Origin of the sequence: Erythrobacter sp. MTPC3, assembly GCF_042854385.1 — a bacterium.
GTDB lineage: Bacteria > Pseudomonadota > Alphaproteobacteria > Sphingomonadales > Sphingomonadaceae > Erythrobacter.
In genome coordinates, this window is the sequence record NZ_BTGP01000006.1 from 170,478 (window position 1) to 194,141 (window position 23,664).

Consider the following 23,664-nt stretch of genomic DNA (forward strand, 5'->3'; position numbering starts at 1 on the left):
GTTTCGTGTACTACGTTCATTATGATCGGTGCTGTAAGATAAAATATGGCAGAAAAATCAAACAGTTCGAAGTCTTGGCGTTTGTCATCTGGCTGGGCTGCATCTGCGCGTCAGACAATCCGCACCCGCCGGCGCAGCAGGCCATTTCGGTTGTTGGCTGATATTTCGACCAAATACTTGCGGGCCTATTACAATGAAGGGTTCTATGAATTCGCTGAAAACGGCGAATCCTTTGCATTACGCACCTTCGCCGAATGGGCGGGAAACAACGTAGGGGTAATTTGGGACGTTGGCGCGAATGACGGGGGCTGGGCCACAGAAGCAGTCGGTTTCTTCCCAGAAGCAAAGATCCATTCGTTCGAAATAGTGCCGACGATCGCAGACACGTTCGAAAAACAATTCAGCAGCAACCCAAACGTCGCGTTGCACCGTTTCGGTCTTTCAGACCATGAATGCACTGTAGATGTATCTTATAACGTCAAATATCATTCTACCAGTTCAATCAATTACCGCGCCACCGATGAATTCGGTACGGATATCAAGACCGTCGAATGCTCGGTCAAGACGATTGATGCAGTGATTGCACGTGGGTTGGCTCCACCTGTCTTGTTGAAGATAGACACTGAAGGTCATGATCTTTCAGTTCTGCGCGGGGGAAAGCAATTGCTGACTAGCGGCAATGCGCCAGCGATGATCCAATTTGAATACGGTGAGACGTGGCTACCAGCGAACGAAACGCTCGAAAATTGCAGTCGTCTGCTGACAGAAGCGGGCTACCGGCTCGGCCGTCTTTATCCCACACATGTTGAATTCAAAGACTATGGCTATGAAGACGATCACTATCGGATGGGCAACATGATTGCTGTGCGCGACGACAGGTTGCTTAATATGTTTGCACCGCGATAATCGGGCATCTCAAAAAGGCCCGCGAAAGCGTAATCAGTCCTCGCTATCGCGTCGCTCTGCTTCACCGGGGTCTGCCAATCGTTGGGCAGGACGCGCGGGGCCAATATCAGCAGGTTCGTCATTCATAACCTTGCCTTTACTGTCAAAGCGCGCCTCTCCGTGATCGATTGTCTTGGATAGGTACATCACAACCCCAGCGATCACCGCAAAGGCGACGAGGAATATGGTCGCAAAGACAACGGTGAAAACCATCTACCACCACTTCTCCGGCGCATGATCGAAACCGCTGCGCTGCTGGATCGCGAGACCTGCATCGAGCACGGTCTGTTCGTCGAACGGTTTGCCGACCAATTGCAGACCCAGCGGCAGGCCATCGGGATTGAGGCCAGCGGGTACGCTCATCGCGGGCAATCCGGCGAGCGAAGCGGGCACGGCGAACACATCGTTCAGATACATCGTCAGCGGATCATCGTTCAGGCTGCCGAGCGGGAATGACGCGGTCGGTGTGGTCGGCGCGAGGATGATGTCGCACTGGTCCCACGCCTGCTCAAAATCGCGCGCGACCAGCGTCCGCACCTTCTGCGCCTGATTGTAATAGGCATCGTAAAAGCCCGCGCTCAGCACATATGTGCCGATCAGCACGCGGCGCTTTACCTCGTCACCGAAACCGGCGGCGCGGGTTTCGGCATACATGTCCTGCAAGCCGGCGCCTTCGGGCAGATCGCGCAGGCCGTATCGCACCCCGTCATAGCGCGCGAGGTTGGAAGACGCCTCTGCCGGAGCGATGATGTAATAGGCGGGCAGCGCGTATTTCGTATGCGGGAGCGAGATATCGACGATCTGCGCGCCTGCATCTTTCAGCCACGCCTTGCCCTGTTCCCAGCTATCGAGGATCGCCTGATCGGTGCCCTCCATCCGGTATTCTTTGGGAATGCCGACCTTTTTGCCTTTCAGGTCCGCGTTCAGCGCGCTTTCCCAATCGGGCACGTCCATTTTGAGGCTGGTCGCATCCTTCGGGTCAAAGCCCGCCATCGCGCCCAGCATGATTGCGCAATCCTCAACCGAACGCGCCATCGGGCCAGCCTGATCGAGCGAGGAGGCAAATGCCACCACGCCCCAGCGCGAACAGCGGCCATAGGTCGGCTTGATCCCGCAAATGCCGGTAAAGGCGGCGGGCTGGCGGATCGAACCGCCGGTATCGGTTCCGGTCGCAGCAGGCGCTATGCGCGCGGCGACGGCGCTGGATGAACCACCCGATGAACCGCCCGGTGACATGGCGGCATTTGAACCGGCCTTCTGCCACGGAGAAGAGACGTTGCCGAAATAGCTCGTCTCGTTCGAGCTTCCCATCGCGAACTGATCAAGGTTCAGCTTGCCCAGCATCCCCGCCCCTGCATCCCACAGGTTTTGCGAGACGGTGCTTTCGTATTGCGGAATGAAGCCTTCGAGGATGTGGGATGCGGCGGTAGTCTGCACGCCGTGCGTGGCGAACAGGTCCTTCATACCAATCGGCACACCGGCCATCGGCCCCATATCTTTGCCATCGGCGCGCGCTTTATCGGCAGCGTCGGCCGCAGCCAGCGCATGATCCGGTGTGGTCACGATAAACGCGTTGAGGTCAGCCGCCGCGGCCACGGCTTCGTTAAAGCTGGTGGCGACTTCGCGGGCAGTAAAATCGCCGCCGCGCACACCGTCACGAATGGCTTTCACGCCGTGCTGTGTAAGGTCGGTCATATTATTCGATCACCTTCGGAACGCCGAAAAACCCGTGTTCGGCGGCGGGCGCATTGGCGAGCACATCCTCGCGGCGGCCGCCTGCTGTTTTCGGATCGGCATCGATCACATCATCGCGCAGGCGCAAAGTGTTCGGGATCACCGCGCTCATCGGCTCGATACCGTCAACGTTGACCTCGCCCAGCTGCTCCACCCATTCGAGGATGTTGTTAAGCTCTGGCACCATCGTTTCGAGTTCATCGTCGCCCATCTTGATCCGGGCGAGCCCGGCAATCTTGGCGACGGTCTGTTTGTCTACGGACATATATGCTTCCGATAATCGAGATTAATTGCCGGGCGCTGCGCCGGGCGCATCCTGCGCAGGCGGCGGCGCGCCCATGCCCTGCTGCATCTGCTGCTGGAGGATTTGCAGGTTCCGGTCGAACGTGTCCTTGCTCATGAAATCGACCACTTCGATTTCAAAGATCAGGTCTGCATCCGGCGGGATCGGCGCACCGGGGGGCGGCTCCGATCCGTATGCCTGATCGGACGGGATATACAGCTCGTACTCGCCGCCCTTTTGCATTTGCTGCAGGCCGTTGAAAAACCCGTCGATCGTGGCGCCTTCGTCCACGGGGAACGGCGTGCCTTCTGGGAAAAGACCCTGCACGGGCAGCGGGATGTCGCGCGATTCGTCGAACACTTCGCCGGTGTCTGCGATTTTGCCTTTATACCGGACGAATGCCACATCGCCGACCTGGACCATCGGCCCCTCACCCTCAACCAGGGTTTCAACCTCCAGCCCGCGCGGGCCGGATGGCATCGCCGCCCAGGCAAGGCCAGCGCCCAGCAGGATGGCAATCGCAATGCCAAGCCACAGCTTGGTCAGCGAGCCTTCCGAGACAGGCTTGATAGGAACGCGGGTAATTTCGGTCATTTTGTTTCCCTGAACGGATGCGCGGCGTTTCGCGGAACGTGCTTAGAAATTCGGCGCGGAATTCGCATAGCAAAAGGGCGCGGAACTTGTGCCGCGCCCTGATGGCTTATCAATGGTGTGTGTTCAAGCGTATTTGCGCCTGAAAAGCATCATTTACTTGATGCCGTCACGCTCCATACGCTTACGCTCAAGCTTGCGGGCGCGGCGTACGGCTGCTGCCTTTTCACGGGCGCGCTTTTCGCTGGGCTTTTCATAGTGACGACGCAGCTTCATTTCGCGATACACACCTTCGCGCTGCAGCTTCTTCTTGAGCGCGCGGAGTGCCTGATCGACGTTGTTATCGCGAACCATGATTTGCATAAACGACTACTACCTCATTCCAAAAGCGCGGCGGCCCGCTGTCGAATCGCGGGGCCTACGCGTAAATCTGACGCTGAAAACGACGCGATTCTGCGCCTTTTCAGGCAAAGAATGCGTTCAAACTGAGGCCCGCTTAACCCTATCGGCGCGAAATGGCAAGGTCATAGCGGGCCGAAAGAGCCAAATTCACGCCATGAGCGCCCCAGATGCACCCAGATACGCCCAGATACGCTATGCAGAGGCGGCCTCGCTCGTTAAAGGGCTGCGAATGACAACTGCCACCCTCTCTCCCTTGGCTGCAACCGCGCTTGTCGCTGTTGGCGGCGCGGCAGGCTCTGCCATGCGATACCAAATCGGCGGGGCGCTGGCATCCCTCGGCAGCGCGGAGCGCGGGTTTCCGTGGGCGATCCTTTCGGTAAACGTGATCGGCAGCCTTGCCATGGGCATCCTGTTCGGTTGGCTCGCACGGCAAGGCGGCGGGACCGAAACCATGCGCCTGCTGCTGGGCGTTGGATTGCTGGGCGGGTTCACGACCTTCAGCGCATTCAGTCTGGAGATCGTTCTGCTGATCCAGCGCGGCGATGTTGCGCTGGCGTGCGTTTATGCCGGGGCATCGGTTATCGCCGGGATTATCGCGCTGTATCTGGGCCTGATCCTTATGGGAGATGCCGCATGACCGATAAACCCGCACCGCCATCGGCGCCCGCCGCGCAGGTTCGCCAGTTTACCGTCACGCAGGACGATGACGGCATCCGGCTGGACCGCTGGTTCAAACGCAATCTGCCGCAGATCGGCTTTGCCACGGTGTCGCGCTGGGCGCGCACGGGGCAGGTCCGCGTCGATGGCAAACGCGCCAAACCCGAAGACCGGCTGGAGGCGGGGCAGACCCTGCGTGTCCCGCCCGGCGGAGAGGCCAAGCACAAGGGGCCAAAGCCCAAGCGCGAACTGACCGAGGAAGACATCGCCGAAGCGCGCGCGATGGTGATCCGCGAAACGCCCAGCGCCATCGTGCTCAACAAACCGCCCGGCCTCGCCACACAGGGCGGCAGCAAGACGACGAAACATGTCGACGGGCTGCTCGATGCGTTTGTCGAAGATGAAGACACACCCCGCCCGCGCCTTGTCCACCGGCTGGACAAGGATACGTCGGGCGTGCTGCTGATCGCGCGCACTCCGGGCAGCGCGGCATCGTATTCGCGCCGGTTTTCAGGGCGCAGCGCGCGCAAGGTTTACTGGGCGCTGATCGTCGGCATTCCCGATGTGCGCGAAGGGACCATCGACGCGCCGCTCGCCAAACAGCCGGGCACCGGCGGCGAGAAAATGCACGTGGATGAGGAAAACGGCCAGATCGCAAAAACGCGCTACCGCGTGATCGAACGCGCAGGCACGCGCGCCGCATGGGTGGAGCTGGAACCGCTGACGGGCCGCACCCACCAGCTGCGCGTCCACATGGCGGCGATCGGCCACCCGATTGTGGGCGACGGCAAATATGGCGGGCAGGACGCGTTTCTAACCGGCGCGATCAGCCGCAAGATGCACCTGCACGCGCGCCGCCTGATCATCTCCCAGCCCAACAATGATGCGCCGGGCGCGGCGACCGGCGGCGGAAAGCTGGACGTGACTGCCGACTTGCCGGACCATTTCGCCGCCAGCATGGAGGCGCTGGGCTTTGACGAGAACCTGTCCGACGCCTCCCCCATCCGCGACGAAGCGCCAGAGCGCACTCCGGCAGAGAAAAAGCAGGCCGCGCGCCGCCATGCAAAACAATACCGCAAGGACCGCCGCGGAGAACGCAAGACCCGCACAATCTCGGCGGAAACCACAAAGAAGAAAGCCAAAGCGAAAGCCGCCGCCCGCAACAAGACCAAGGGCAAGGGTAAGCCTCGCCCTGACCGCCGAAAGAAGTGATCGTGAGCAGCACGCGCCTTGCCGTTTTCGACTGCGACGGGACGCTGGTCGACGGGCAGGCCGATGTGTGCTGGGCGATGGAGCAGGCCTTTACCCGCGCAGGCCACACACCGCCCGATGAAAACGAGGTCCGCCGCGCCGTTGGATTGAGCCTGGGGGTTGCCATACGCGGCCTCGCCCCGCAGCTTTCCGATGAGGAAGCGGGCGAGGTCACCGAGTTTTACAAATCCAGCTTTCGCGCACGCCGCGACGAAGGTCTGCTTGATGAACCGTTATACGATGGCATCGCCGACCTGCTTCGCGCCCTGCACGCAGATGGCTGGGCGTTGGCAGTCGCCACGGGCAAATCGGATCGCGGACTGACCGCGTGCCTAGCTGGGCACGGGCTGACCGACCTGTTCGTATCCCTGCAGACGGCAGACCGCCACCCGTCGAAACCGCATCCCGCCATGCTGGAAGCCGCCCTGTTCGAGGCAGGCGCGCAGCCAGCGCAGGCAGTTATGATCGGAGACACCAGTTTCGACATGCAGATGGGCCGCGCTGCGAACGTGCGCACGCTCGGCGTGGCATGGGGCTATCACCCGCCCGAAGAACTGATCGCAACCGGCGCGGCGCAGGTCGCCGATACGGTCGCAGACCTGAGAGCGATGCTGGAGACGCCCGAATGAGCAAGCAACCCGGCGCCGCCGAAACGCTTGCGGCGAAACGGTACTGGATCATGAACGGCGTGCGCATCGGCTCAATTGCTGCGGTAATTATCGGAATTGCCATCGCCCGCGCGGTCATTGATGCACCATATGCCGTAGGTGTAGTTTTGGCCGTCGCCGGTTTGCTGGCGTTTTACTTTGGCCCGACGCTGCTGGCACGCAAATGGAAATCGCAAGGTGGGGGCGATACGAATTGAAGCGTTTTTATGATGCGGTGGATCTCTGTCAGGTTGACGGGGGCTGGCAAGTCACGCTGGATGGGCGCGGGCTGAAATCGGTGAAAGGATCACCGCAAATCGTGCCGACACGGCCGCTTGCCCGGATGCTCGCGCAGGAATGGGATATTCAGGGCGAGGAACTGGACCCGCAGCTGTTCCCCTTGCGCGATATGACCGATTACGCAATCGACATCGTTGGCAAGGATATCGCTGCACTGGCCGGCAGACTGGTTGCGTACGGAGACACTGACACGCTGCTGTACCGCGCCGATCCCGACGAACATCTCTACGCCCGCCAGGTCGAGGTGTGGGAGCCGATTGTCACCGCATTCGAAGCCCGCGAAGAGATCGCGCTGACCCGCATCAGCGGCGTCATGCATCGCCCGCAAAGCGAAACCGCGCTGGAAAAACTGCGCGGCACGCTGAGTTCGGCCAGCGCATTCGAGCTTGCCGGGATCGAAGCCATGACATCGCTCGCCGCATCGCTGACCATTGCGCTGTCCGCCGCCCGCGTCTCCGACGCCGAAGAAGCCACGCAGCTATGGCGCGCGGCCAGTCTCGAGGAAGAATGGCAGGCCGATCTATGGGGCCGCGACGGAGAGGCCGAGGAGCACAGGGCGCGGCGACAGGCGGATTTTCTGGGGGCGTGGAGATTCGTGCGCGCAGCGGCTGATGGGCTGACGGATTAAATCACGATCCGGCGGAAACCCAGTCGGCAACTTCGCCTGCGACGGTGTTCGCCGCATTGTTCAGCGCCGGGCCGACAGAGCCAACCTCTGGCAAAATCCCGGTTTCGCGCGCTTCGAACCGGCGCGACATGACCGTGCCGTCTGCCTGCGTGCGGATCGCGTCGAACCGTACGATGACCGAAGAACTGTCCGCATCATATCCCATTTCCATCAGGGTGCCGCGCACGCTTTGCGCTGCCAAAAGCGGCGTATCATCATTGTCGAGCACCAGAGTGTTGCCGCGCGCTCGCAGTGTCTCGCCCAGCAGGCGGCGGAACAGCCGCGCAGGCTTTTCAACCCAGAACGCTTCCTGAAGATAGGCGATCTCGGTCGCGGAAACGCTGACCGGGACGCGCTGCACATCCAGCTTTGCCGGGGTTTCGAGCGGCAGGATCGCGATTGACTGCGACGAATTCGAAACACTCGCCTGCGCGCCAGAACCGGCCTGCGCGCTGGTTTGCGGGCTTAATGTCAGCAGGCTTTCGGGCGGCTCCGACCCCAGGCTGATACAGCCGGACAGGCCCAGCGCAGCGGCGGCGATCAGGGACGCTTTGACGGCAGACGCTGAAAAGCGGCGCGGTGAATTCATCGGTCCAGTTCCCCTCATGGCTCATAATCCGGTAGCGACTGCCCTTGCAGCAGCGCGCCTGCGCCCTGATTGTCCAGCTTCTCTGTCAGCGACCGCAGGCTGCGGCTGGTTACGCGCAGATCCTGCAACGTCGCCTCTGCCGCGGGCAGCGTGGATTCGCGCAATTGCCGCGCGGCAGGCCGTGTGTCTTCCAGCGTCGCCGCCAAAGCCGCCGCAGCCTGATTGGCGGAGGCCAAAGTGCCGCGCAGTTCCTGCGCCAGTGCCGGACCTTCTTCATTCAGCAGCTGGTCGGTTGTCTCGGTGGCTTTCTCAAACGCATCCAGCGCCTCACCCGCCTCTTTCAGTGCGAATTCCAGTTCGGTGAAAGTGCCTTCCAATCGGGGCGCGGCCTGCGCCAGCTCCTCTGTAAGGCGATTGGAGTTGCGCAGGATGGCGGTGAGCTGTTCCTGATTTTCCGGACCGAGCAGGATATTGAGATTTTCGGTCAGCGTCGCCAATCGCTCAAGCAGCAACGGCGCATTGTTCAGGAGCGCATTGATGCCGCCATCCTTGGGCGGGATGACCGGGCGCCCTTCGGGACAGGCGGTTGTCTCGCAGGTGATCGCGGGCGCATCCTTGCGCGCACCATCCAGCAGAATTGTTGAAACGCCGGTGAAACTTGCCTGAATGGTCGCGGTGGTCCCGACGAGGATCGGAACCTCCTCTTTCACTTTCACGCGCACGCGCACGAATTCCGGGTCTTCATCCGACAGCGCGATCTGTGTCACCTGCCCGACCGGAACCCCGGCATAGGACACCTGACTGCCGCTCGCGAGGCCGGAAACCGACTGCGAATAGAATATGTCGTATTCGTTCTGCTGGCCCTGCCCCAGCCGGGCAATCCAGATGATGAACGCCGCCAGGGCCGCCATCAGCAGCAGCGTGACAGCACCGACCCAAAGATGATTTGCCCGTGTTTCCATTGGCTTCTCCTATGGCCGCACTTGGGAGTGGATGTCCATCGACTTGTCCATCGCCCTACCCCTTTTCGCGCATATGCGCAGAGTGTGCAGCGCGGCCGCGCGGACCGCCAAAATACTCCTCGATCCAAGGATGTTTCGTCTCCCTCAATTCAGGGATCGTTCCCACCGCGATCACCTTGCGATCGGCGATCACGGCAACCCGGTCGCAAATTTCGTAAAGCGTGTCGAGATCGTGGGTGATCAGGAACACCGTGAGGCCCAGTGTTTCCTGCAACTCCTTGGTCAGGCGGTCGAATTTCGATGCACCGATAGGGTCGAGACCGGCAGTGGGTTCATCAAGGAACAGCAGCTTTGGATCGAGCGCCAATGCCCGCGCAAGCCCGGCGCGTTTCTTCATCCCGCCCGACAATTCCGACGGGTATTTGGAAATCGCATCCTCTGGCAGACCCGACAGCTTGACCTTGTAGCGGGCGATATCGCGGCGCAGGCTGGGGTCGATGTCGGGAAAAAACTGCTTGATCGGCACTTCGACATTTTCGCCCACGGTCAGCGTCGAAAACAGCGCCCCGCCCTGAAACAGCACGCCCCACTGACAGCGCACGCCGATATTTTCATCGGGGTCCGCTTCGGTAATGTCGCGGCCCAGCACGTGCACCTTGCCCGCATTTGGTTGCTGAAGGCCGATGATGGATCGCATCAGCACCGATTTGCCGGTGCCCGATCCGCCGACAACGCCCAGGATCTCTCCCGGCTGCACAGTCAGGTCCAGCCCGTCATGCACGGTGAAATCGCCGAACCGGTTGACGATCCCCTCTACCACGATGGGCGGCTGCGCCTGGTCGGATGTATCTCTGTCCAGCATCGCCTATCCCCACCCGATTTCGGTGAAGAACACCGCGAAAAACGCATCGAGCACGATGACGGCAAAAATGGCGGAAACGACGGCCATAGTGGTGCGCCTGCCCACTTCCTCCGAATTCCCCTTGACCTGCATCCCGTGATAACAGCCCGCCAGCGCGACGATCAGGCCGAAAACCGGCGCCTTGATCAGGCCAACCCAAAGATCATAGGTCGGTACGACCTCCTGTATCCGTTCCAGAAATGTGAAAAACGGAATGCCAAGCGCCAATTGCCCCACCACAGCGCCGCCGACGATGGCAACCATCGATGCGTAAAAGCCCAGCAGTACCATCATGAATGTGCAGGCGAGGATGCGCGGGATCACCAGCACCTCTATCGGGGAGATGCCGATGGTGCGCATCGCATCGACTTCCTCGGTCAGTTTCATCGTCCCGATTTGCGCTGCAAACGCGCTGCCGGATCGGCCAGCGACCATGATCGCGGTCATCAGCACGCCCAGTTCGCGCAGGGTCAGCCTGCCGACGAGGTTCACCGTCAGCGCCTCCGCACCGAATTGTTCAAGCTGCACTGCGCCCTGCTGGGCGATGACGACCCCAATCAGAAAACTCATCAGCCCGATGATCGGCAGCGCCGCAACGCCCACCAGCTCCATCTGGTGCACCAGCGCCTTCATCGGGAAACTGCGCGGACGGCGCATCAGGTTTCCCATGCCGAGCATTATGAGGCCAAAGAACCCGACCACGCCGTAAACGCCGGAGCGGGCGGCATACACTTTCTCGCCCATTTCGATGGGCACGCGCTTCCATACCGGCGGGCGGTCGGGCCCGATGTCGACATCATTGCCGGACCGGTCAATCGCATCGAGCACGCGCTGCAACGAATTGCTGGCCCCTGTGATGCGCGCATCGTGATCGGAGGCAAGGCGGACAATCACGTACGCGCCGGTCGTGTCGATATCGTCGATACCCGACACTTCGATTTCGCGGATCGGCCCGCTGATGCGAAACAGTTCGTGGTCAACCGCGCCGACGGACGAGATCAGAAACGGCCCGGAAAGCGCCAGCTGCGCGCCTCCATCGGCGGTTTCATCCAGCGTATATTGCGCGGCCCCATTCATCGCGCCGATCTATGAGAGCAATTCGTGCGCATCACAAGCGCGTATTGCCAGTTACCGCGCGAGAATTGTTGCACGGCACAATCGCGGCTGGCATTGGGCTTTTCACACGGGCGGGCCGAGCTGCCCGCGCCCAAAGCAATCAGAAACGGCACCAGATCATGACCCTCGACACCACATTCAACCCCGCCGATATCGAGGCGCGCTGGTACAAACATTGGGAAGAAACCGGCGGTTTTCGCCCCGAACGCCAGGATGCGGAACCCTTCACCATCGTGAACCCGCCGCCCAACGTCACCGGCAGCCTGCATATCGGCCACGCGCTCGACAACACGTTGCAGGACATCGTGATCCGGTATGAACGCATGCGCGGCAAGGATGCGCTGTGGGTCGTCGGCACCGACCACGCGGGCATCGCGACGCAGATGGTGGTCGAACGCCAGATGGAGGCAAAACAGGACAAACGGACGAACTACACGCGTGAGGAATTTGTCGAGAAAGTCTGGGATTGGAAAGCGGAGAGCGGCGGGACGATCACCAACCAGCTGCGCCGTCTTGGCTGTTCGATGGACTGGTCCCGTGAACAGTTTACGATGGACCCGCACTTTACCAAGGCAGTGCTGAAGACGTTCGTCGACCTGTATAATAACAAAGATGAGGAAGGGAATCCCGCACCTTTGATCTACCGCGACAAGCGGCTGGTAAACTGGGATCCGAAGCTGAAGACCGCAATTTCGGACCTTGAAGTCGAACAGCAGACGATTGCGGGCAATTTCTGGCACTTCAAATACCCGCTCGAAGACGGCGTGACGCTTGCATCCGGGCAGGATTACATCGAGGTCGCGACGACCCGGCCCGAAACGATGCTCGCCGATATGGCGGTCGCCGTGCACCCCAGTGATGAACGCTATGCCAGCGTCGTCGGTAAACATGTCGTGCTGCCGATCACGGGCCGCCGCATCCCTATCGTCGCCGATGAACACGCCGACCCGGAACTGGGCAGCGGCGCTGTTAAGATCACGCCGGGGCACGATTTCAACGATTTCGAGGTGGGTAAGCGCGCTGGCTTTGCGCCCGCCGCGATGCTCAACATGTTCGATGGCGACGCGAATGTTTGCCAGGTCGCAGACGAGCTGATCCCGGATGAATTTATCGGCCTGCACCGTTTCAAGCGGGACGGGGTAGACGGCGCGCGCGAGGCAGTCGTCGCGCGCTTGAAAGCCGATTGCTACCTCATCCCGCACATCGCCAAGACGAAAAAGGGCGAGGAAGTCGAACACGACGCGGAACCACGCCAGATCGCAACGCCGTTCGGCGACCGCGGCGGCGTGGTGATCGAGCCGTGGCTGACCGATCAATGGTATGTCGACGCCGAAAAACTCGCCGCCAAACCAATCAAGCAGGTGAAAGACGGCACCATTGAAATCGTCCCCAAGACGTGGGAAAAAACGTTCTTCAACTGGATGGAGAACATCCAGCCATGGTGCGTCTCCCGCCAGTTGTGGTGGGGGCACCGCATTCCTGCGTGGTTCGCAGATGACGGCAGTGTCTTTGTGGCGGAAAGCCTCGAAGCGGCGCAGCAGCAGGCCGGTGCAGGCGTTGCCCTGACGCAAGATCCCGACGTCCTCGACACGTGGTTCTCCTCCGCACTGTGGCCGTTCGCCACGCTCGGCTGGCCGGACGACACCGATCTCGTCAAGAAACACTTCCCCAACAACCTGCTTATTAGCGGCTTTGACATCCTGTTTTTCTGGGATGCGCGGATGATGATGATGGGGCAGTACAATATGGGCGAGGCTCCGTGGCCAAAGCTCTATCTGCACGGCCTCGTGCGCGCAGCCGACGGCGCGAAAATGTCCAAGTCGAAGGGCAATGTCGTCGATCCGCTGGGCCTGATCGACCAGTACGGCGCGGATGCGCTGCGGTTCTTCATGGCGGCGATGGAAAGCCAGGGCCGCGACATCAAGATGGATGAAAAGCGGGTCGAGGGATACCGCAACTTTGCCACGAAACTCTGGAACGCGACCCGTTTCTGCCAGTCAAACGGCATCGGCGCATCCACCACGCTAAAGGCTCCGACCGCGCGCCTCGCAGCGAACCAGTGGATCATTGGCGAGGTCCAGCAGGTCCGCGATGAACTGGACGCAGCAATGGCCGATCTGCGCTTCGATGCGGCGGCAAACGCCATCTACCAGTTTACGTGGAGCAAGTTTTGCGACTGGTATCTTGAGCTGATCAAGCCGCTGTTTGCGGCCGATGCGGACAGCCCGCCTGCGGTCGAAACACGCGAAGTGGCCGGATGGGCGCTCGACCAGATCCTCGTCATGCTGCACCCGTTCATGCCGTTTATCACCGAAGAGCTGTGGCATTCGCAGGGTAAACGCCCCTACGATCTCATCACCGCAAAATGGCCCGATCCGCGCGCCGAGGTTTCCAAGGATGCGACCGACGCGATTGACTGGGTGATCGACCTCACCACCAATGTCCGCAGCGCCAAAAACGAGCTTGGCATTCCGCCCGGCGCCAAACTGGCAGCGTTCCTGCCCGATGCCTCCCCGCTGGCGGCCAGCACGGTAGAGCGCAGCAGCGCCGCGATCGAGCGCTTGGCGCGCCTGACGCCTGTGACGCTGTCCGAAGCGCCCTCCGGCCCCGCCATGCAAGTCACCGCGCAGGCTGGCGGCGGCAGCGACGTGTTCATCATCCCGCTGGAAGGGATCATCGACATCGCCGAGGAAAAAGCGCGGCTGGAAAAAGCTCTCACCGCCTCGCAGAAAGAGGCAAAGAGCCTCGAAGGCCGGCTGGGTAACGCCAATTTCGTCGACCGCGCAAAACCCGAAGCGGTGGAGAAAGCCAAAGCCGACTTCGCCCACCATTCAGCAGAAGTGGAACGGCTGGAAGGCGCGCTGGCACGGCTTGGGTAGGTCGCAACCTCCACACCTGAATGTCATGCGCTGTTGTGCAGGATGGTGTTGCGTGTAAGCTGCCGATGGGGCGCGGCAGTATCAGGTTTTTGGGGGGCTGATGGATTTTCGCGCATGGCAGCGGGCTGCGGCTCCTGGACTCATTTTTTCAGGTTCCGCAATCGGCGTATCGCATCTGGTCCAATCGACCCGCGCAGGCGCCATGTTCGGGCTGGCTCTGGTCGTGGTCATTATCCTGATCAACGTACTCAAATATCCAGCCTTCCGGTTTGGCATGGATTACGCTCACGCTACCCGAAAGACGATCATCGGCGGTTACCGCGAACTGGGTTCTTGGGCTGTGCCGCTTTATGCAGCCACATCGCTGACGATTGCACCAATAGGGCTGGCGGCAGTGACCGTGACTACGGCGGCAATACTGGCCGCAATCACGGGCGTTGATCTTCCGATCCTTGTCCTGGCTGCGTTGGCGGTAGGGGCAACTTTGATGCTCTTGCTGCTGGGCGGTTTCAGTTGGCTGGATGGCCTCAACAAAATCCTGATCGCGTTCCTGACGGTCGCAACCATCACGGCTGCGGCGTTGGCGCTACCGCGGGTGGAATGGCAAAGCGCGGCAAGTTTCGATTGGAGCTTTGATCCGGTGGCCCTGCTGTTCGTCATCGCCTTGGCCGGGTTCATGCCCAGCCCTGTTGGCCAATCGGTTCAGATTTCACTCTGGACGCTCAAAGCGCAGGAGAATGAAATCGAAGGCGAGCGGCTGTCCATGACTGACATGCGCAAAGGCTTTCTCGCCGCCTACATGCTAACCGGCTTCCTCGCGCTGTGCTTTTGCGTGATGGGGGCAGGGGTAATGCACGCAGGAGGGGTCGCTCCGCAAAGCGGCGCCGCCGATCTCGCATCACAGATAATCGGCCTTTACCGCGAAACGCTTGGCACGATCCCTGCCTATCTTGCAGCGATTGCGGCCCTATGCGTCATGGCGACAACTATGATCGCCTCATTCGATGGTGCGGCGCGCGGATTTGGCGCGGTTTACGAAGAATATCGCGGCAATATTGGCGGCCGCGCGAGCCAGAGCGGATATGCATTTTTTCTGGTGCTGCTGGCCGCCCTAAGCCTGACCATCCTTGCGCTGATGATGGAAAGCTTCAGCGCGTTTATCGATTTGGTCACTTCGATTTATTTCGTGGTCGGGCCGGTCATCGCCCTACTCAATCATCTCGTTATTACCCGTTGCGCCATGTCCGAAGAGCACCGCCCAAGCACCGGCGTCAGGATGCTCAGCCTGACAGGGATCGTCGTAATGTTTGCAATGGCGGCAATGTTCTTTACGCTAAAAGCAGGATAGAAACGGATCGGTCAGGCTTTGGAGCGCGTCCGCTATTGGGTCGCAAACCGGCGATCCGTTATCGGTTGAAAGCCTAGTGAAGCGGTCCGACAGCTTTCAGGATACGGCGGGCGTGTTTTTATGACCGGAACTGGGGGTGGGAGCGGAACGTCCGCTCACGAGTACGAGGGACATTCGTTAATCACCTTTTGCTATCGAAGACTTATGAACTGTAAGCCGCTCGTTAGCATTGTCCTGATGACACTCGCAGCATGCGGTGGACAACCTGCCTCACCGGAACCTCCAAGTGATCCGACTGATTTCTTCTACCGCGAAGCTTGGCAGGAAAACATAACGATCCCACCAATCCGCTGGCACGAACAGGCACCGGGTCGATATTTCGAGACTACGCTTAGGCCGACTGAAATGAACGCCTCACTGCCCACCTCGTACCTTTCAAGGATAACGAGAAACTATCAGCCCTGGGCTAAGGAAATCTATGACGTTGCCTATCTTGGTTTTGATCTCGACCGTTTGACTGCATTGCCTCCGGACAGAAGTTTTGGTTGGGGAACTCGAGAGGAGGCGAAACCCGACGAAGTTCTTATCCAGCTCGGAGGATATGAGCCATCTTCATATTTCACACCAGAGCGCATCACTAACATTTGGGATGGAGAGATCACCGAGACAGATGACCATGTGATTATCACAAGTGAGAGGTTTCCTGGAGGGCGCAGCACCATGCAGTACTTCTTCAATCAACCTTCCAAAGGTGATCTTGACGGAAACCCCGTAATTGTCGATTGCGCCTCCGATTGGAAATGTACCGCAGACTTGGTTGTACCACAGGAATTTGCAGGTCATTCGCCGCTGTACCTTGGGAAAAACAAACCATACCGAGGTACGACTGGAGCACGACTAAGGGTAACTTTTCATCCAGACCGGATTGACGATTGGGAAGAGGTTCGCAGGAAAGCTGCTTGCTTTGCGGCGCTTTCAATCGAGGATTTGGAGCTCGCTTCTATTGCTCCAGTTGACAACACTGAATGTAACGATGTTCGAAGCGCCATTGAAAGGTCAATTGCAAGTTAGATTTGGCGTCAATCTATTCTCAGTTCGGCTAGCGCCGCTTTCTGACCGCTTTCGAGCACTTCTTTCCGGAAATGAAATGCCCACTTCTGGGTCGTGAGCGGACAGTCCGCTATACACCCGCCGATCCGCCGTCATCACTCCGCCCCCACCTTTCCTACGCGGGCCAATCGCTGTAACGCGGGTGGATGATTTACGCCGCTGAAATGTCGCCGAAGTTGGAGAGTTGTCATCCGTGTCCTACAGGTGCGGAATGGCTGATTGCTGCGGGTTTGAGTGTGTATGACACGGGTGACATGTTGGACAATGTGTCATGTGTTTCGGGCAATAGGAATTCGCGATGGCTCTAATCCTCGCCGCCGATGACACTGGCGGGCCGGAAATATTCGCCTCTTTACAGGGCGAAGGGCCAAGCGCGGGCGTGCCGGTGGCTTTCGTGCGGCTGTCGCGCTGCAACCTTGCCTGCACGTGGTGCGACACGGCCTATACGTGGCATTTCGAGGGTGATGAGCGCGAGCATCGCGGCGGCGTGACCTTCGACCGCAAGGCCAATCAGGTCTCGCTCGATCCAAAAGATGCCGCTGATCGGATTGCGGCTTTGGGGCAAAAGCGGCTGGTCATAACCGGCGGCGAGCCGCTGATGCAGGGCGGAGCGCTGGCGGATATGCTGGCGCATCTGCCCGACATGGAAATCGAGATTGAAACCAACGGCACCACCAAAGCGCCAAGTCACGTCGATATTCGCGTCGATCAATACAATGTCAGCCCGAAACTCAGCCATAGCGGCAATGCCGCCGATCTTGCGCTGATCCCGGAGCGGCTGGATTTTTACGCCAGCGACCCGCGCGCATTTTTCAAGTTCGTGATCGCCGCACCGGAAGACGTCGACGAAGTGCTAGGATTGCAGCGCAAATACCGGTTCAAACCGGGTCATGTTTTCCTCATGCCTGAAGGCACCGATAGCGAGACGTTAAGACAGCGCGAGCAATGGCTCGCCCCGCTTTGCCTGAAGCACGGATTTCGCATGAGCGACCGGATGCACATCCACCTATACGGCGATACGCGCGGCACGTGACGCGATGCTTACCCCTGCGAGCGCCAGCGCAGGACGACGCGTTCGACAATCTCTTCCTCGCCGCCGCCGGTGCTCCACAGATCGACGAAGCTGGGGTCTTCGGAGGCGGGGCGTTTGTGTTCCTCAAGCGTGTCGAAACTGACGCGGATGGGGATAGCGACACCCTCGCCGCAAATGATGCATTCGCGGTTGCGCAGCGCGGGAATGGAATCGAGGAAACCGCGCGCACCTTCGGGCATGGCAGCCTTCACAAACGCCTGGTCGCGGTCATTGTTGAGACGCATCGAGATAATGGTGCCGCACTGTGACAGCACGCCTTCGGCAAGATCGGATGGACGCTGCGTGATGAGGCCAAGCGAGATACCGTATTTACGGCCCTCTTTGGCGATCCGGCTGAGGATTTTCGCGACCGAGGAACCGTCCGAGTTTTTCTCGTTCGGAACATAGCGGTGCGCTTCCTCGCAAACGAGCAGGATCGGACGCTGGCGTTCCTCGCGGCCCCAGATCGCAAAGTCGAAGACAAGGCGGCTAAGCACCGCGACCACGGTGGAGGTGATGTCGGAAGGAACGCCGGAAACGTCGATGATGGAGATAGGCTTACCATTGCCAGGCATCCGGAAAACCTTGCCGATAAAGTCGGCCATCGTGTCGCCCACCAGCATACCGGAGAACATAAACTGGTAGCGCGGATCGGCTTTCAGCTCATCCAGCTTACCCTTGATCCGCATATACGGCGCGGAAGAGGTTGCCTTGTCGAGCTTGCCCATCTCATCCTGAATGATGTTGGAAAGATCGGACAGCAGGTATGGAATCGGCGAATCCACCGTGATCTTGCCCATCGTTTCCGCCAGCCGGTTCTTGGATCGCGCGGCGAGCAGGCACTTGGCCAGAATGTCCATGTCGGTCTGCAATTCGTTGCCGTCGCTGGTGAGGAGCACCTCGCAATGCTCTTCGAAATTCATCAGCCAGTACGGCATTTGCAGGTTCGACACGTCGAGTATCTGGCCGCTCTGGCGGAACGCCGCAGAATATTCGCCGTGCGGATCGATCATGACGATGTGGCCGTTGGGCGCGGCCTCGCAAATCTTGTGGAGGATCAGCGCGGCGCTGGTGGATTTACCTGTACCGGTCGATCCGAGCAGCGCAAAGTGTTTGCCCAGCATCGCGTCGATATACAATCCGGCGCGAATATCGCGGGTCGGAAAAACGCGGCCGATCGTGATGTTGGCGCGGCCATCGCTGGCGTAGATTTGTTCGAGATCTTCGGTGCTGGCGGGATAGACCATCGCGCCGGGCACGGGATAGCGGGTAACACCGCGTTTGAACCCGTTGATACGGCCGGTGAGCTTTTCCTCGCCGCCTTCGCCAAGAAAGTCGATATGCGCGATGATGCCGCTTTCGCTGCGGCGATCCTTGCGCTGGTCACGGACGCTGGCGAGCAGCCAGGCATCACCGACGCGAATTTTGATCTGGCTGCCGACCTGTCCGGCAAGCATGATCGAGGGATCGTCATCATCCATACATTCATTCAGGCGCTGCAGGTCGAGAGCAATCTGCGAACCGGCACCGGAAATTTCGAGCACAATGCCAATCGGAGTGCGCGAATTATCGCCTTCCTGCACAGGCGCATGTGCCTGTTCGCCGGAGGTTTCAGCGAAATTCTGGTTGGACATGTCGTTCATTTCCGGTCCCTTACCCAATCGGTAATGTGGTTCAGGCACCGCCCGGCAGCGCCCGTATGAGACGCCATCCTTGGAGGATTTCGGTTAAAATCGCGTCAACGATAATGCCGGAAAGCGTGCGCGCCAGCCGCTCGCTGCCCGCCGCATTCTTCCACCTGACGCACTATCAGGTCCGGCTGAAGAACCTGCCAGCGATCCAGCCCATCGAAAGGGACAGAAATATCGCGCCAAGCCCGTATAGCAGCGAAGACCGCTCCGCCGCGTTGACAACCCGGCCTTCCAGCCCGACTTTCTCGACCGCGATTTCCGCCGTCGCACTGGCGAGAACGCGGCCATCGGCGATGGCGAATGTCTCCGCCGTATATGGCCCCGTTGTAACGTTGGAAGGCAAGGCGATGCGCGCCTGGTACAGCACCCCCTGGCTGATGCGCACTCCGCCGGGGTCTTCCTTGTACAATCCGCCGCGCTGGCGCAGATCAACCAGGCCCGCTGCGAATCGCGCCTGTTCCTCCGGTTCGATCAATCCGCTGGGGCTAAGCTGGATGAAGTCGGTGCCAAGCTCGTATATGGAGGCCGTGCGTTCATCCACGATCTCGCCAACGGGACGGGACGATGCGACCGCGAAGAACGAGGGTGCAGAGCGGAAATCGCTGGAATCCGCGTTCATCCAGATACCCGCGACCCGCTCTTTTTCGCGGAGGCGGATCGGCTCGGTCGGGCCTTTCAGCACCACCACGATATCGTATTCGGTTGTGCGCCGGCCGCCGTTTGGATCGATCACCGCGCCGTATAAAAGGAGGTTTGCGCCAGTAAATCCCTGCCGCACCTCGACCCGTGACTGGCTGACCTCGGGGACAAGGATCGGCTCACTTTGCGCGCTGAGAAACACCGCCGCAATGCACAGAGCCGCCGCTTTCGATGTCCGCCCCCACACGCCACAGATCATAGCGGGCTTACCGTGTAAATCTCGTCAGGCTGAACGCCGAGGCCATAAAGCATCCGCAGCGCGACAAGAATGACGATACCGGCCAGAACCAGCCGCAGCACTTCGGGCCGCGCCTTCATCGCTATCTGGGTACCAAACTGCGCGCCCATGACAGAGCCAAGCAGCAGCAATCCGGCCAGCACGATATCCACCGCCTTGGTTGTGAGGGCGTGTGTCATCGTCGTCACCATCGTCACAAACAGGATCTGAAACAAAGATGTCCCGACAACCACATTGCCGCTCATCCCCAGCAAATATAGCATGGCAGGGACCAGCAGGAACCCGCCGCCCACGCCCATCAGCATGGTGAGGATGCCGACCAGCACACCCAAAATCAGCGGCGCGAGAGGAGAGATATAAAGGCCGGAGCGATAGAACCTCCAGCGAAACGGCAGCCCCGCGACAAGCGGGTGGTGGCGGCGTTTTCTGGGCTGGCTGGCCTTGCCGCTTTTCGCAGGCCGCAGCGCGTCGATGGATTCGCGCATCATGAGCGATCCGATCGTCCCCAGCATCAAGACATACAGCACGTTGATGACGACATCGATCTGGCCAAGCGCCTGCAGCGCACTGAACAGCAGCGCACCGATCAACGCGCCGACAATGCCGCCGCCGACCATGACCGCGCCCATGCGGTAATCGACGCCGCGCTGTTTCGAATGGGCAAGCACGCCGGACACGCTGGCGCCGGTCACCTGAGTCGCCGCCGACGCAGCGGCAACGGTTGGTGGAATTCCGTAGAAAATCAGCAGCGGCGTGGTCAGAAACCCTCCGCCGACGCCGAACAATCCCGACAAGATGCCCGTCAGCCCGCCAAGCAACACGATGAACAATCCGTTCACCGAGAGATTCGCTATGGGAAGGTAAACATCCATGGGCTGAGCACTAACGCAGCGCGCGCCGCGATGATAGCCGCTATACCGCCGCGATCCCCGTCATTTCGAGTGTTCCGCCGCGATCAGAACCGCGTCGATAAAGTCGCCGCGACGCCTGATCCGGGGGCAGCATCGCCGGTAATCTGTTCGCGCCAGTCGAGGGCGAGGCGCGCCGGCACTTTCCCGATGGTCATGTCGACGCGCATGGTCGGGCCTACGTCCACCCGGCTGGCGTCTTTCTGCGCTCCGCCCCATGCACCCGCGCCGATGCTTACTTGCGCACGCGTATCGACCGGTCCGGCAATGTCGGCAAGTTCGCGGGTCACAGCGATTTGACCGTCGGCAAACGGCGTAGCGCCCTTGCCGCCGACATAGCCAGCGCCGCCATATGCCTCCAATCGGAAGCTGGCGGGCAGGCGCGCGGCGGGCAATTCAGTGGTCGCGATGACAGCGGGACGGATCGTCTGGCCAAATCGGTTTTCAGCCGCGCGCACTTCGGCAGAAACGCGCAGCGGGATGCTGGCGAACGGGCGCGCAGATGCACCGGCAGCAATTTCGGTTTCGCCGCCGGAAACGAGCGCGCGGTAACCCCTCATATAGACCCGCGGATCAAACCGCGATGCAGGATCAACCCGGTATTGCAGGTTCGCGCCCGCCTGGCTTGCTCCGTATATAGGAACGCGGCCCTGCGAAATCGGCGCGGCATTGGATCCCTGACGCCAGAATGCCCAGGCATCCAGCGACCAGCGATCCGCTGCTGGCCGACCTTCGAATGCAGGCGCAAGGGGCGTGACGCCGGCAACGGATTGCGGGGTTTCCAGACCGTGGAGCCGGGGGCCATGCGGCGATCCGACCGGCAGCTTTGCGCCCATTGCCCTCAGCCACAGCAATTCGTGCCCCAGCGCATCGGCGGCTGCCGGCGCTGCTCCCCTGTCCTGCACGCCGAGCACCGCAAATCGGTGATCGCCAGTGGAGACGGCGCGCGCATGCAGGAAAGCGCTGCTACCTACAGTCTCTTTCGCTTCGCCTTTTACGGTGACGTCACCCGGCAGAGCGCCGGTTTCGTCCCTTGCAAGGAAAGGCACCTCGGCCGCGATATCCTTTATCGCCTGCGCAAACGGATCTTCCCATGTCATCGCCCGCCCGCCGGCCCACACGGCCAACACCGCCACCAGCATGGCCAGCGGACTGCCGCGGCGCGAAAGGGTTTTCTGCACGCTCATGCCGCCCCTGCCCTGTCCGTCATCGTTCGCGCCGGATGGGCCGAGTGCGGCGTCTTGTCCCAGACAATCGCCCGCCCGCGCAGGGTCATGGCATAGGCGGCAATCGCGCGCCAGCCAGCCATGATCGAAATGATATTGGTGACCGGGATGCGCAGCACCGCCCTAACCCCCTCAATTGCGCCGTGTTCACGGGCCGTGAAGCCAAATCGCATCAGCGCGCGCCACACAAACGCGGCGAAATTCGCGATCAACAACCATTCGAGCAGTGGGGAAAGCGCAGCTGGCTCCCCATAGCCCAGCCCGATGGCCGTCCAACTGATCGCGGTGATGCCCAGCAGAGCGTATCCGAACAGCAGGACCAGCGCAGTCAGCGGGCCTCGCCGGTCGCGGGCGCGCATCCACAGCTCGGCCAGACCGCTGCTCCAGCCTGTCCGGTCCCATCCCTGTAATGCAATGCCGTGGACCCAGCGCGTTTTCTGGCGGACCACATGGTCAAGGCGCGCAGGAAAATAGGCCCGCGTCGCAATCAGCCGCCCGTCGTCCCCGCGAGCGCGCACAAACCGGCTGGTTCCGCCATTGCGCGTAATCGCCAGCCCGAGCTCGTAATCCTCTGTCAGCGAATCGGATGCGAACGGGTGGCCGCCGGCTCGATTGGCGCTCAATTGCGTAAGCGCGCTGCGCGACACGGCGCAGCCCACGCCGGCTCCGGGCAGAGCTGCGCCCAGCTGATCGCGCACGACCATCCCCTTGGCATGGGCCTCGGCAAATTCTTCGCAGTAATGGCTGCCGAGCCACGGGCTGGCGGCCTGCGGCAGCGGCTCGACCGGCAATTGCGCAAAGTCGGCACCGCCCGCGATTGCGGCGTCCAGCAGGCCCAGTGCAGCGGGATCGACCATGTCTTCGGCATCCTGAAAGACGACCTGGGCAAACTGCTTGCCCCAGCGGCGTTCATCATCGCGCATCGCATCGTAAAGCCGGTTGAGGCAATCGGCCTTTGTGGTCGGTCCGGTCCGGCCATGGATGACGATCCTCAGCCGCGGATCACCGCCAGCTGCGCGGATGGCGGCCTGCATCGTCGCGGGATCATTTCGATAGCAACCGACATACAGCCGCATGGCGCGGTGCGGCCAGCTTTGCAGGGTGTGCGAAATCGTATCCCCGATTACCTCGGCCTCGTTCCATGCCGGGATGAAGATCGCCGCTGCCCCCGAAAGCGAAGTGTGCTGCAATTCTTTGCGATCAAACACCGGCGTCCTGGCCCGGCCTGTCAGCTTTAGCCACAGCCACGTAAGATCGACCGCGAAATCATCTATCGCCCCGATAAGAAAGAATATTCCTGCAAATAAAAGCAGTTCGTGTTGCAGCAATGCAAACCATTGCCACAGTTCATAGCCCCAAAGTGCCAAGGTGCGACCCCCATCCCCTGTGTGAAAAAGAGACTAACGGGCCGCGATAGCCCTTGCAACCGCTTGAAGTTTTCTCAAAGA

24 protein-coding genes are annotated in these 23,664 nt (G+C 60.5%); 10 read left to right on the forward strand and 14 right to left on the reverse strand.

Annotated features, from left to right (window positions below):
* Window positions 1-45: 45 nt before the first annotated feature.
* A complete protein-coding gene (locus ACGHU1_RS10115) occupies window positions 46-906 on the forward strand; it encodes an FkbM family methyltransferase (protein WP_390586457.1) in 861 nt (286 codons plus the stop codon).
* 33 nt (window positions 907-939) lie between these two features.
* Here ACGHU1_RS10115 and ACGHU1_RS10120 read toward each other — a convergent pair whose 3' ends face one another.
* The 5 genes from ACGHU1_RS10120 to rpsU form a co-directional block, all read right to left on the reverse strand.
* Complete coding sequence (locus ACGHU1_RS10120; protein ID WP_390586460.1) at window positions 940-1,158, reverse strand: hypothetical protein; 219 nt, start codon at window positions 1,156-1,158, stop codon at window positions 940-942.
* The gene (gene gatA, locus ACGHU1_RS10125; RefSeq protein WP_390586462.1) at window positions 1,159-2,640 is read right to left on the reverse strand and encodes an Asp-tRNA(Asn)/Glu-tRNA(Gln) amidotransferase subunit GatA; all 1,482 of its coding nucleotides are present in this window, start codon (window positions 2,638-2,640) and stop codon (window positions 1,159-1,161) included.
* A gap of 1 nt (window position 2,641) precedes the next feature.
* Window positions 2,642-2,944, reverse strand: coding sequence for an Asp-tRNA(Asn)/Glu-tRNA(Gln) amidotransferase subunit GatC (gatC, locus tag ACGHU1_RS10130; RefSeq protein WP_390586465.1), 303 nt, complete (start codon window positions 2,942-2,944; stop codon window positions 2,642-2,644).
* Between the two features lie 21 nt (window positions 2,945-2,965).
* Window positions 2,966-3,556 (reverse strand): FKBP-type peptidyl-prolyl cis-trans isomerase, encoded by a 591-nt coding sequence (locus ACGHU1_RS10135; RefSeq protein WP_390586466.1) that lies wholly within the window; start codon window positions 3,554-3,556, stop codon window positions 2,966-2,968.
* Window positions 3,557-3,709: 153 nt separating this feature from the next.
* Window positions 3,710-3,916 (reverse strand): 30S ribosomal protein S21, encoded by a 207-nt coding sequence (gene rpsU / locus ACGHU1_RS10140; protein ID WP_006834591.1) that lies wholly within the window; start codon window positions 3,914-3,916, stop codon window positions 3,710-3,712.
* 268 nt (window positions 3,917-4,184) lie between these two features.
* Here rpsU and crcB point away from each other — a divergent pair, with 268 nt between their 5' ends.
* The 5 genes from crcB to ACGHU1_RS10165 are packed head-to-tail and all read left to right on the forward strand — an operon-like array spanning window position 4,185 to window position 7,438.
* The gene (gene crcB / locus ACGHU1_RS10145; RefSeq protein ID WP_390586468.1) at window positions 4,185-4,592 is read left to right on the forward strand and encodes a fluoride efflux transporter CrcB; all 408 of its coding nucleotides are present in this window, start codon (window positions 4,185-4,187) and stop codon (window positions 4,590-4,592) included.
* A complete protein-coding gene (locus ACGHU1_RS10150) occupies window positions 4,589-5,824 on the forward strand; it encodes an RluA family pseudouridine synthase (RefSeq protein ID WP_390586470.1) in 1,236 nt (411 codons plus the stop codon). The genes crcB and ACGHU1_RS10150 overlap by 4 nt, the downstream gene beginning before the upstream one ends.
* 2 nt (window positions 5,825-5,826) lie before the next feature.
* Complete coding sequence (locus ACGHU1_RS10155; protein ID WP_390586471.1) at window positions 5,827-6,492, forward strand: HAD-IA family hydrolase; 666 nt, start codon at window positions 5,827-5,829, stop codon at window positions 6,490-6,492.
* Window positions 6,489-6,728: a hypothetical protein gene (locus ACGHU1_RS10160; RefSeq protein ID WP_390586473.1), complete on the forward strand. Its 240-nt coding sequence runs from the start codon at window positions 6,489-6,491 to the stop codon at window positions 6,726-6,728. Before ACGHU1_RS10155 ends, ACGHU1_RS10160 begins: the two co-directional genes overlap by 4 nt.
* Window positions 6,725-7,438 (forward strand): ATP12 family chaperone protein, encoded by a 714-nt coding sequence (locus ACGHU1_RS10165; protein ID WP_390586475.1) that lies wholly within the window; start codon window positions 6,725-6,727, stop codon window positions 7,436-7,438. Before ACGHU1_RS10160 ends, ACGHU1_RS10165 begins: the two co-directional genes overlap by 4 nt.
* Window position 7,439: 1 nt before the next feature.
* Here ACGHU1_RS10165 and ACGHU1_RS10170 read toward each other — a convergent pair whose 3' ends face one another.
* Genes ACGHU1_RS10170 through ACGHU1_RS10185 form a run of 4 tightly spaced genes read right to left on the reverse strand, consistent with a single transcriptional unit; the run spans window position 7,440 to window position 11,006 of the window.
* Window positions 7,440-8,066, reverse strand: coding sequence for an ABC-type transport auxiliary lipoprotein family protein (locus ACGHU1_RS10170; protein WP_390586477.1), 627 nt, complete (start codon window positions 8,064-8,066; stop codon window positions 7,440-7,442).
* Between the two features lie 14 nt (window positions 8,067-8,080).
* Window positions 8,081-9,028, reverse strand: a complete 948-nt coding sequence (locus ACGHU1_RS10175; protein ID WP_390586480.1) for an MlaD family protein — start codon at window positions 9,026-9,028, stop codon at window positions 8,081-8,083.
* Between the two features lie 55 nt (window positions 9,029-9,083).
* Complete coding sequence (locus ACGHU1_RS10180) at window positions 9,084-9,890, reverse strand: ABC transporter ATP-binding protein (RefSeq protein WP_390586481.1); 807 nt, start codon at window positions 9,888-9,890, stop codon at window positions 9,084-9,086.
* Window positions 9,891-9,893: 3 nt separating this feature from the next.
* Entirely contained in the window at window positions 9,894-11,006 is a 1,113-nt protein-coding gene (locus ACGHU1_RS10185; protein ID WP_390586484.1) for an MlaE family ABC transporter permease, read from the reverse strand.
* A gap of 158 nt (window positions 11,007-11,164) precedes the next feature.
* On the opposite strand from ACGHU1_RS10185, the gene ACGHU1_RS10190 reads away from it, so the two are divergent.
* From ACGHU1_RS10190 to ACGHU1_RS10205, 4 genes are all read left to right on the forward strand, one after another.
* The gene (locus ACGHU1_RS10190; RefSeq protein ID WP_390586487.1) at window positions 11,165-13,924 is read left to right on the forward strand and encodes a valine--tRNA ligase; all 2,760 of its coding nucleotides are present in this window, start codon (window positions 11,165-11,167) and stop codon (window positions 13,922-13,924) included.
* 100 nt (window positions 13,925-14,024) lie between these two features.
* Window positions 14,025-15,272, forward strand: a complete 1,248-nt coding sequence (locus ACGHU1_RS10195; RefSeq protein WP_390586490.1) for a hypothetical protein — start codon at window positions 14,025-14,027, stop codon at window positions 15,270-15,272.
* 237 nt (window positions 15,273-15,509) lie between these two features.
* The gene (locus ACGHU1_RS10200) at window positions 15,510-16,343 is read left to right on the forward strand and encodes a hypothetical protein (RefSeq protein WP_390586493.1); all 834 of its coding nucleotides are present in this window, start codon (window positions 15,510-15,512) and stop codon (window positions 16,341-16,343) included.
* Between the two features lie 337 nt (window positions 16,344-16,680).
* Window positions 16,681-17,415 (forward strand): 7-carboxy-7-deazaguanine synthase QueE, encoded by a 735-nt coding sequence (locus ACGHU1_RS10205; protein ID WP_390586495.1) that lies wholly within the window; start codon window positions 16,681-16,683, stop codon window positions 17,413-17,415.
* 8 nt (window positions 17,416-17,423) lie between these two features.
* Here ACGHU1_RS10205 and ACGHU1_RS10210 read toward each other — a convergent pair whose 3' ends face one another.
* From ACGHU1_RS10210 to ACGHU1_RS10230, 5 genes are all read right to left on the reverse strand, one after another.
* Complete coding sequence (locus ACGHU1_RS10210; protein ID WP_390586498.1) at window positions 17,424-19,097, reverse strand: ATP-binding protein; 1,674 nt, start codon at window positions 19,095-19,097, stop codon at window positions 17,424-17,426.
* A 166-nt stretch (window positions 19,098-19,263) separates the two neighbouring features.
* A complete protein-coding gene (locus ACGHU1_RS10215) occupies window positions 19,264-20,043 on the reverse strand; it encodes a TIGR02186 family protein (protein WP_390586501.1) in 780 nt (259 codons plus the stop codon).
* Complete coding sequence (locus ACGHU1_RS10220; RefSeq protein ID WP_390586504.1) at window positions 20,040-20,954, reverse strand: sulfite exporter TauE/SafE family protein; 915 nt, start codon at window positions 20,952-20,954, stop codon at window positions 20,040-20,042. Before ACGHU1_RS10220 ends, ACGHU1_RS10215 begins: the two co-directional genes overlap by 4 nt.
* Before the next feature lie 83 nt (window positions 20,955-21,037).
* Window positions 21,038-22,177: a hypothetical protein gene (locus ACGHU1_RS10225; protein WP_390586507.1), complete on the reverse strand. Its 1,140-nt coding sequence runs from the start codon at window positions 22,175-22,177 to the stop codon at window positions 21,038-21,040.
* The gene (locus ACGHU1_RS10230; protein WP_390586510.1) at window positions 22,174-23,583 is read right to left on the reverse strand and encodes a glycosyl transferase family protein; all 1,410 of its coding nucleotides are present in this window, start codon (window positions 23,581-23,583) and stop codon (window positions 22,174-22,176) included. Before ACGHU1_RS10230 ends, ACGHU1_RS10225 begins: the two co-directional genes overlap by 4 nt.
* Between the last annotated feature and the right edge of the window lie 81 nt (window positions 23,584-23,664).

What these genes read in the sequence shown, in the direction of transcription:
- ACGHU1_RS10115 (WP_390586457.1), top strand. Translation starts at nt 46, where the DNA reads ATGGCAGAAAAATCAAACAGTTCGAAGTCTTGGCGTTTGTCATCTGGC.
- ACGHU1_RS10120 (WP_390586460.1), bottom strand. Translation starts at nt 1,158, where the DNA reads ATGGTTTTCACCGTTGTCTTTGCGACCATATTCCTCGTCGCCTTTGCG.
- gatA (WP_390586462.1), bottom strand. Translation starts at nt 2,640, where the DNA reads ATGACCGACCTTACACAGCACGGCGTGAAAGCCATTCGTGACGGTGTG.
- gatC (WP_390586465.1), bottom strand. Translation starts at nt 2,944, where the DNA reads ATGTCCGTAGACAAACAGACCGTCGCCAAGATTGCCGGGCTCGCCCGG.
- ACGHU1_RS10135 (WP_390586466.1), bottom strand. Translation starts at nt 3,556, where the DNA reads ATGACCGAAATTACCCGCGTTCCTATCAAGCCTGTCTCGGAAGGCTCG.
- rpsU (WP_006834591.1), bottom strand. Translation starts at nt 3,916, where the DNA reads ATGCAAATCATGGTTCGCGATAACAACGTCGATCAGGCACTCCGCGCG.
- crcB (WP_390586468.1), top strand. Translation starts at nt 4,185, where the DNA reads ATGACAACTGCCACCCTCTCTCCCTTGGCTGCAACCGCGCTTGTCGCT.
- ACGHU1_RS10150 (WP_390586470.1), top strand. Translation starts at nt 4,589, where the DNA reads ATGACCGATAAACCCGCACCGCCATCGGCGCCCGCCGCGCAGGTTCGC.
- ACGHU1_RS10160 (WP_390586473.1), top strand. Translation starts at nt 6,489, where the DNA reads ATGAGCAAGCAACCCGGCGCCGCCGAAACGCTTGCGGCGAAACGGTAC.
- ACGHU1_RS10170 (WP_390586477.1), bottom strand. Translation starts at nt 8,066, where the DNA reads ATGAATTCACCGCGCCGCTTTTCAGCGTCTGCCGTCAAAGCGTCCCTG.
- ACGHU1_RS10175 (WP_390586480.1), bottom strand. Translation starts at nt 9,028, where the DNA reads ATGGAAACACGGGCAAATCATCTTTGGGTCGGTGCTGTCACGCTGCTG.
- ACGHU1_RS10180 (WP_390586481.1), bottom strand. Translation starts at nt 9,890, where the DNA reads ATGCTGGACAGAGATACATCCGACCAGGCGCAGCCGCCCATCGTGGTA.
- ACGHU1_RS10185 (WP_390586484.1), bottom strand. Translation starts at nt 11,006, where the DNA reads ATGAATGGGGCCGCGCAATATACGCTGGATGAAACCGCCGATGGAGGC.
- ACGHU1_RS10190 (WP_390586487.1), top strand. Translation starts at nt 11,165, where the DNA reads ATGACCCTCGACACCACATTCAACCCCGCCGATATCGAGGCGCGCTGG.
- ACGHU1_RS10195 (WP_390586490.1), top strand. Translation starts at nt 14,025, where the DNA reads ATGGATTTTCGCGCATGGCAGCGGGCTGCGGCTCCTGGACTCATTTTT.
- ACGHU1_RS10200 (WP_390586493.1), top strand. Translation starts at nt 15,510, where the DNA reads ATGACACTCGCAGCATGCGGTGGACAACCTGCCTCACCGGAACCTCCA.
- ACGHU1_RS10205 (WP_390586495.1), top strand. Translation starts at nt 16,681, where the DNA reads ATGGCTCTAATCCTCGCCGCCGATGACACTGGCGGGCCGGAAATATTC.
- ACGHU1_RS10210 (WP_390586498.1), bottom strand. Translation starts at nt 19,097, where the DNA reads ATGAACGACATGTCCAACCAGAATTTCGCTGAAACCTCCGGCGAACAG.
- ACGHU1_RS10215 (WP_390586501.1), bottom strand. Translation starts at nt 20,043, where the DNA reads ATGATCTGTGGCGTGTGGGGGCGGACATCGAAAGCGGCGGCTCTGTGC.
- ACGHU1_RS10220 (WP_390586504.1), bottom strand. Translation starts at nt 20,954, where the DNA reads ATGGATGTTTACCTTCCCATAGCGAATCTCTCGGTGAACGGATTGTTC.
- ACGHU1_RS10225 (WP_390586507.1), bottom strand. Translation starts at nt 22,177, where the DNA reads ATGAGCGTGCAGAAAACCCTTTCGCGCCGCGGCAGTCCGCTGGCCATG.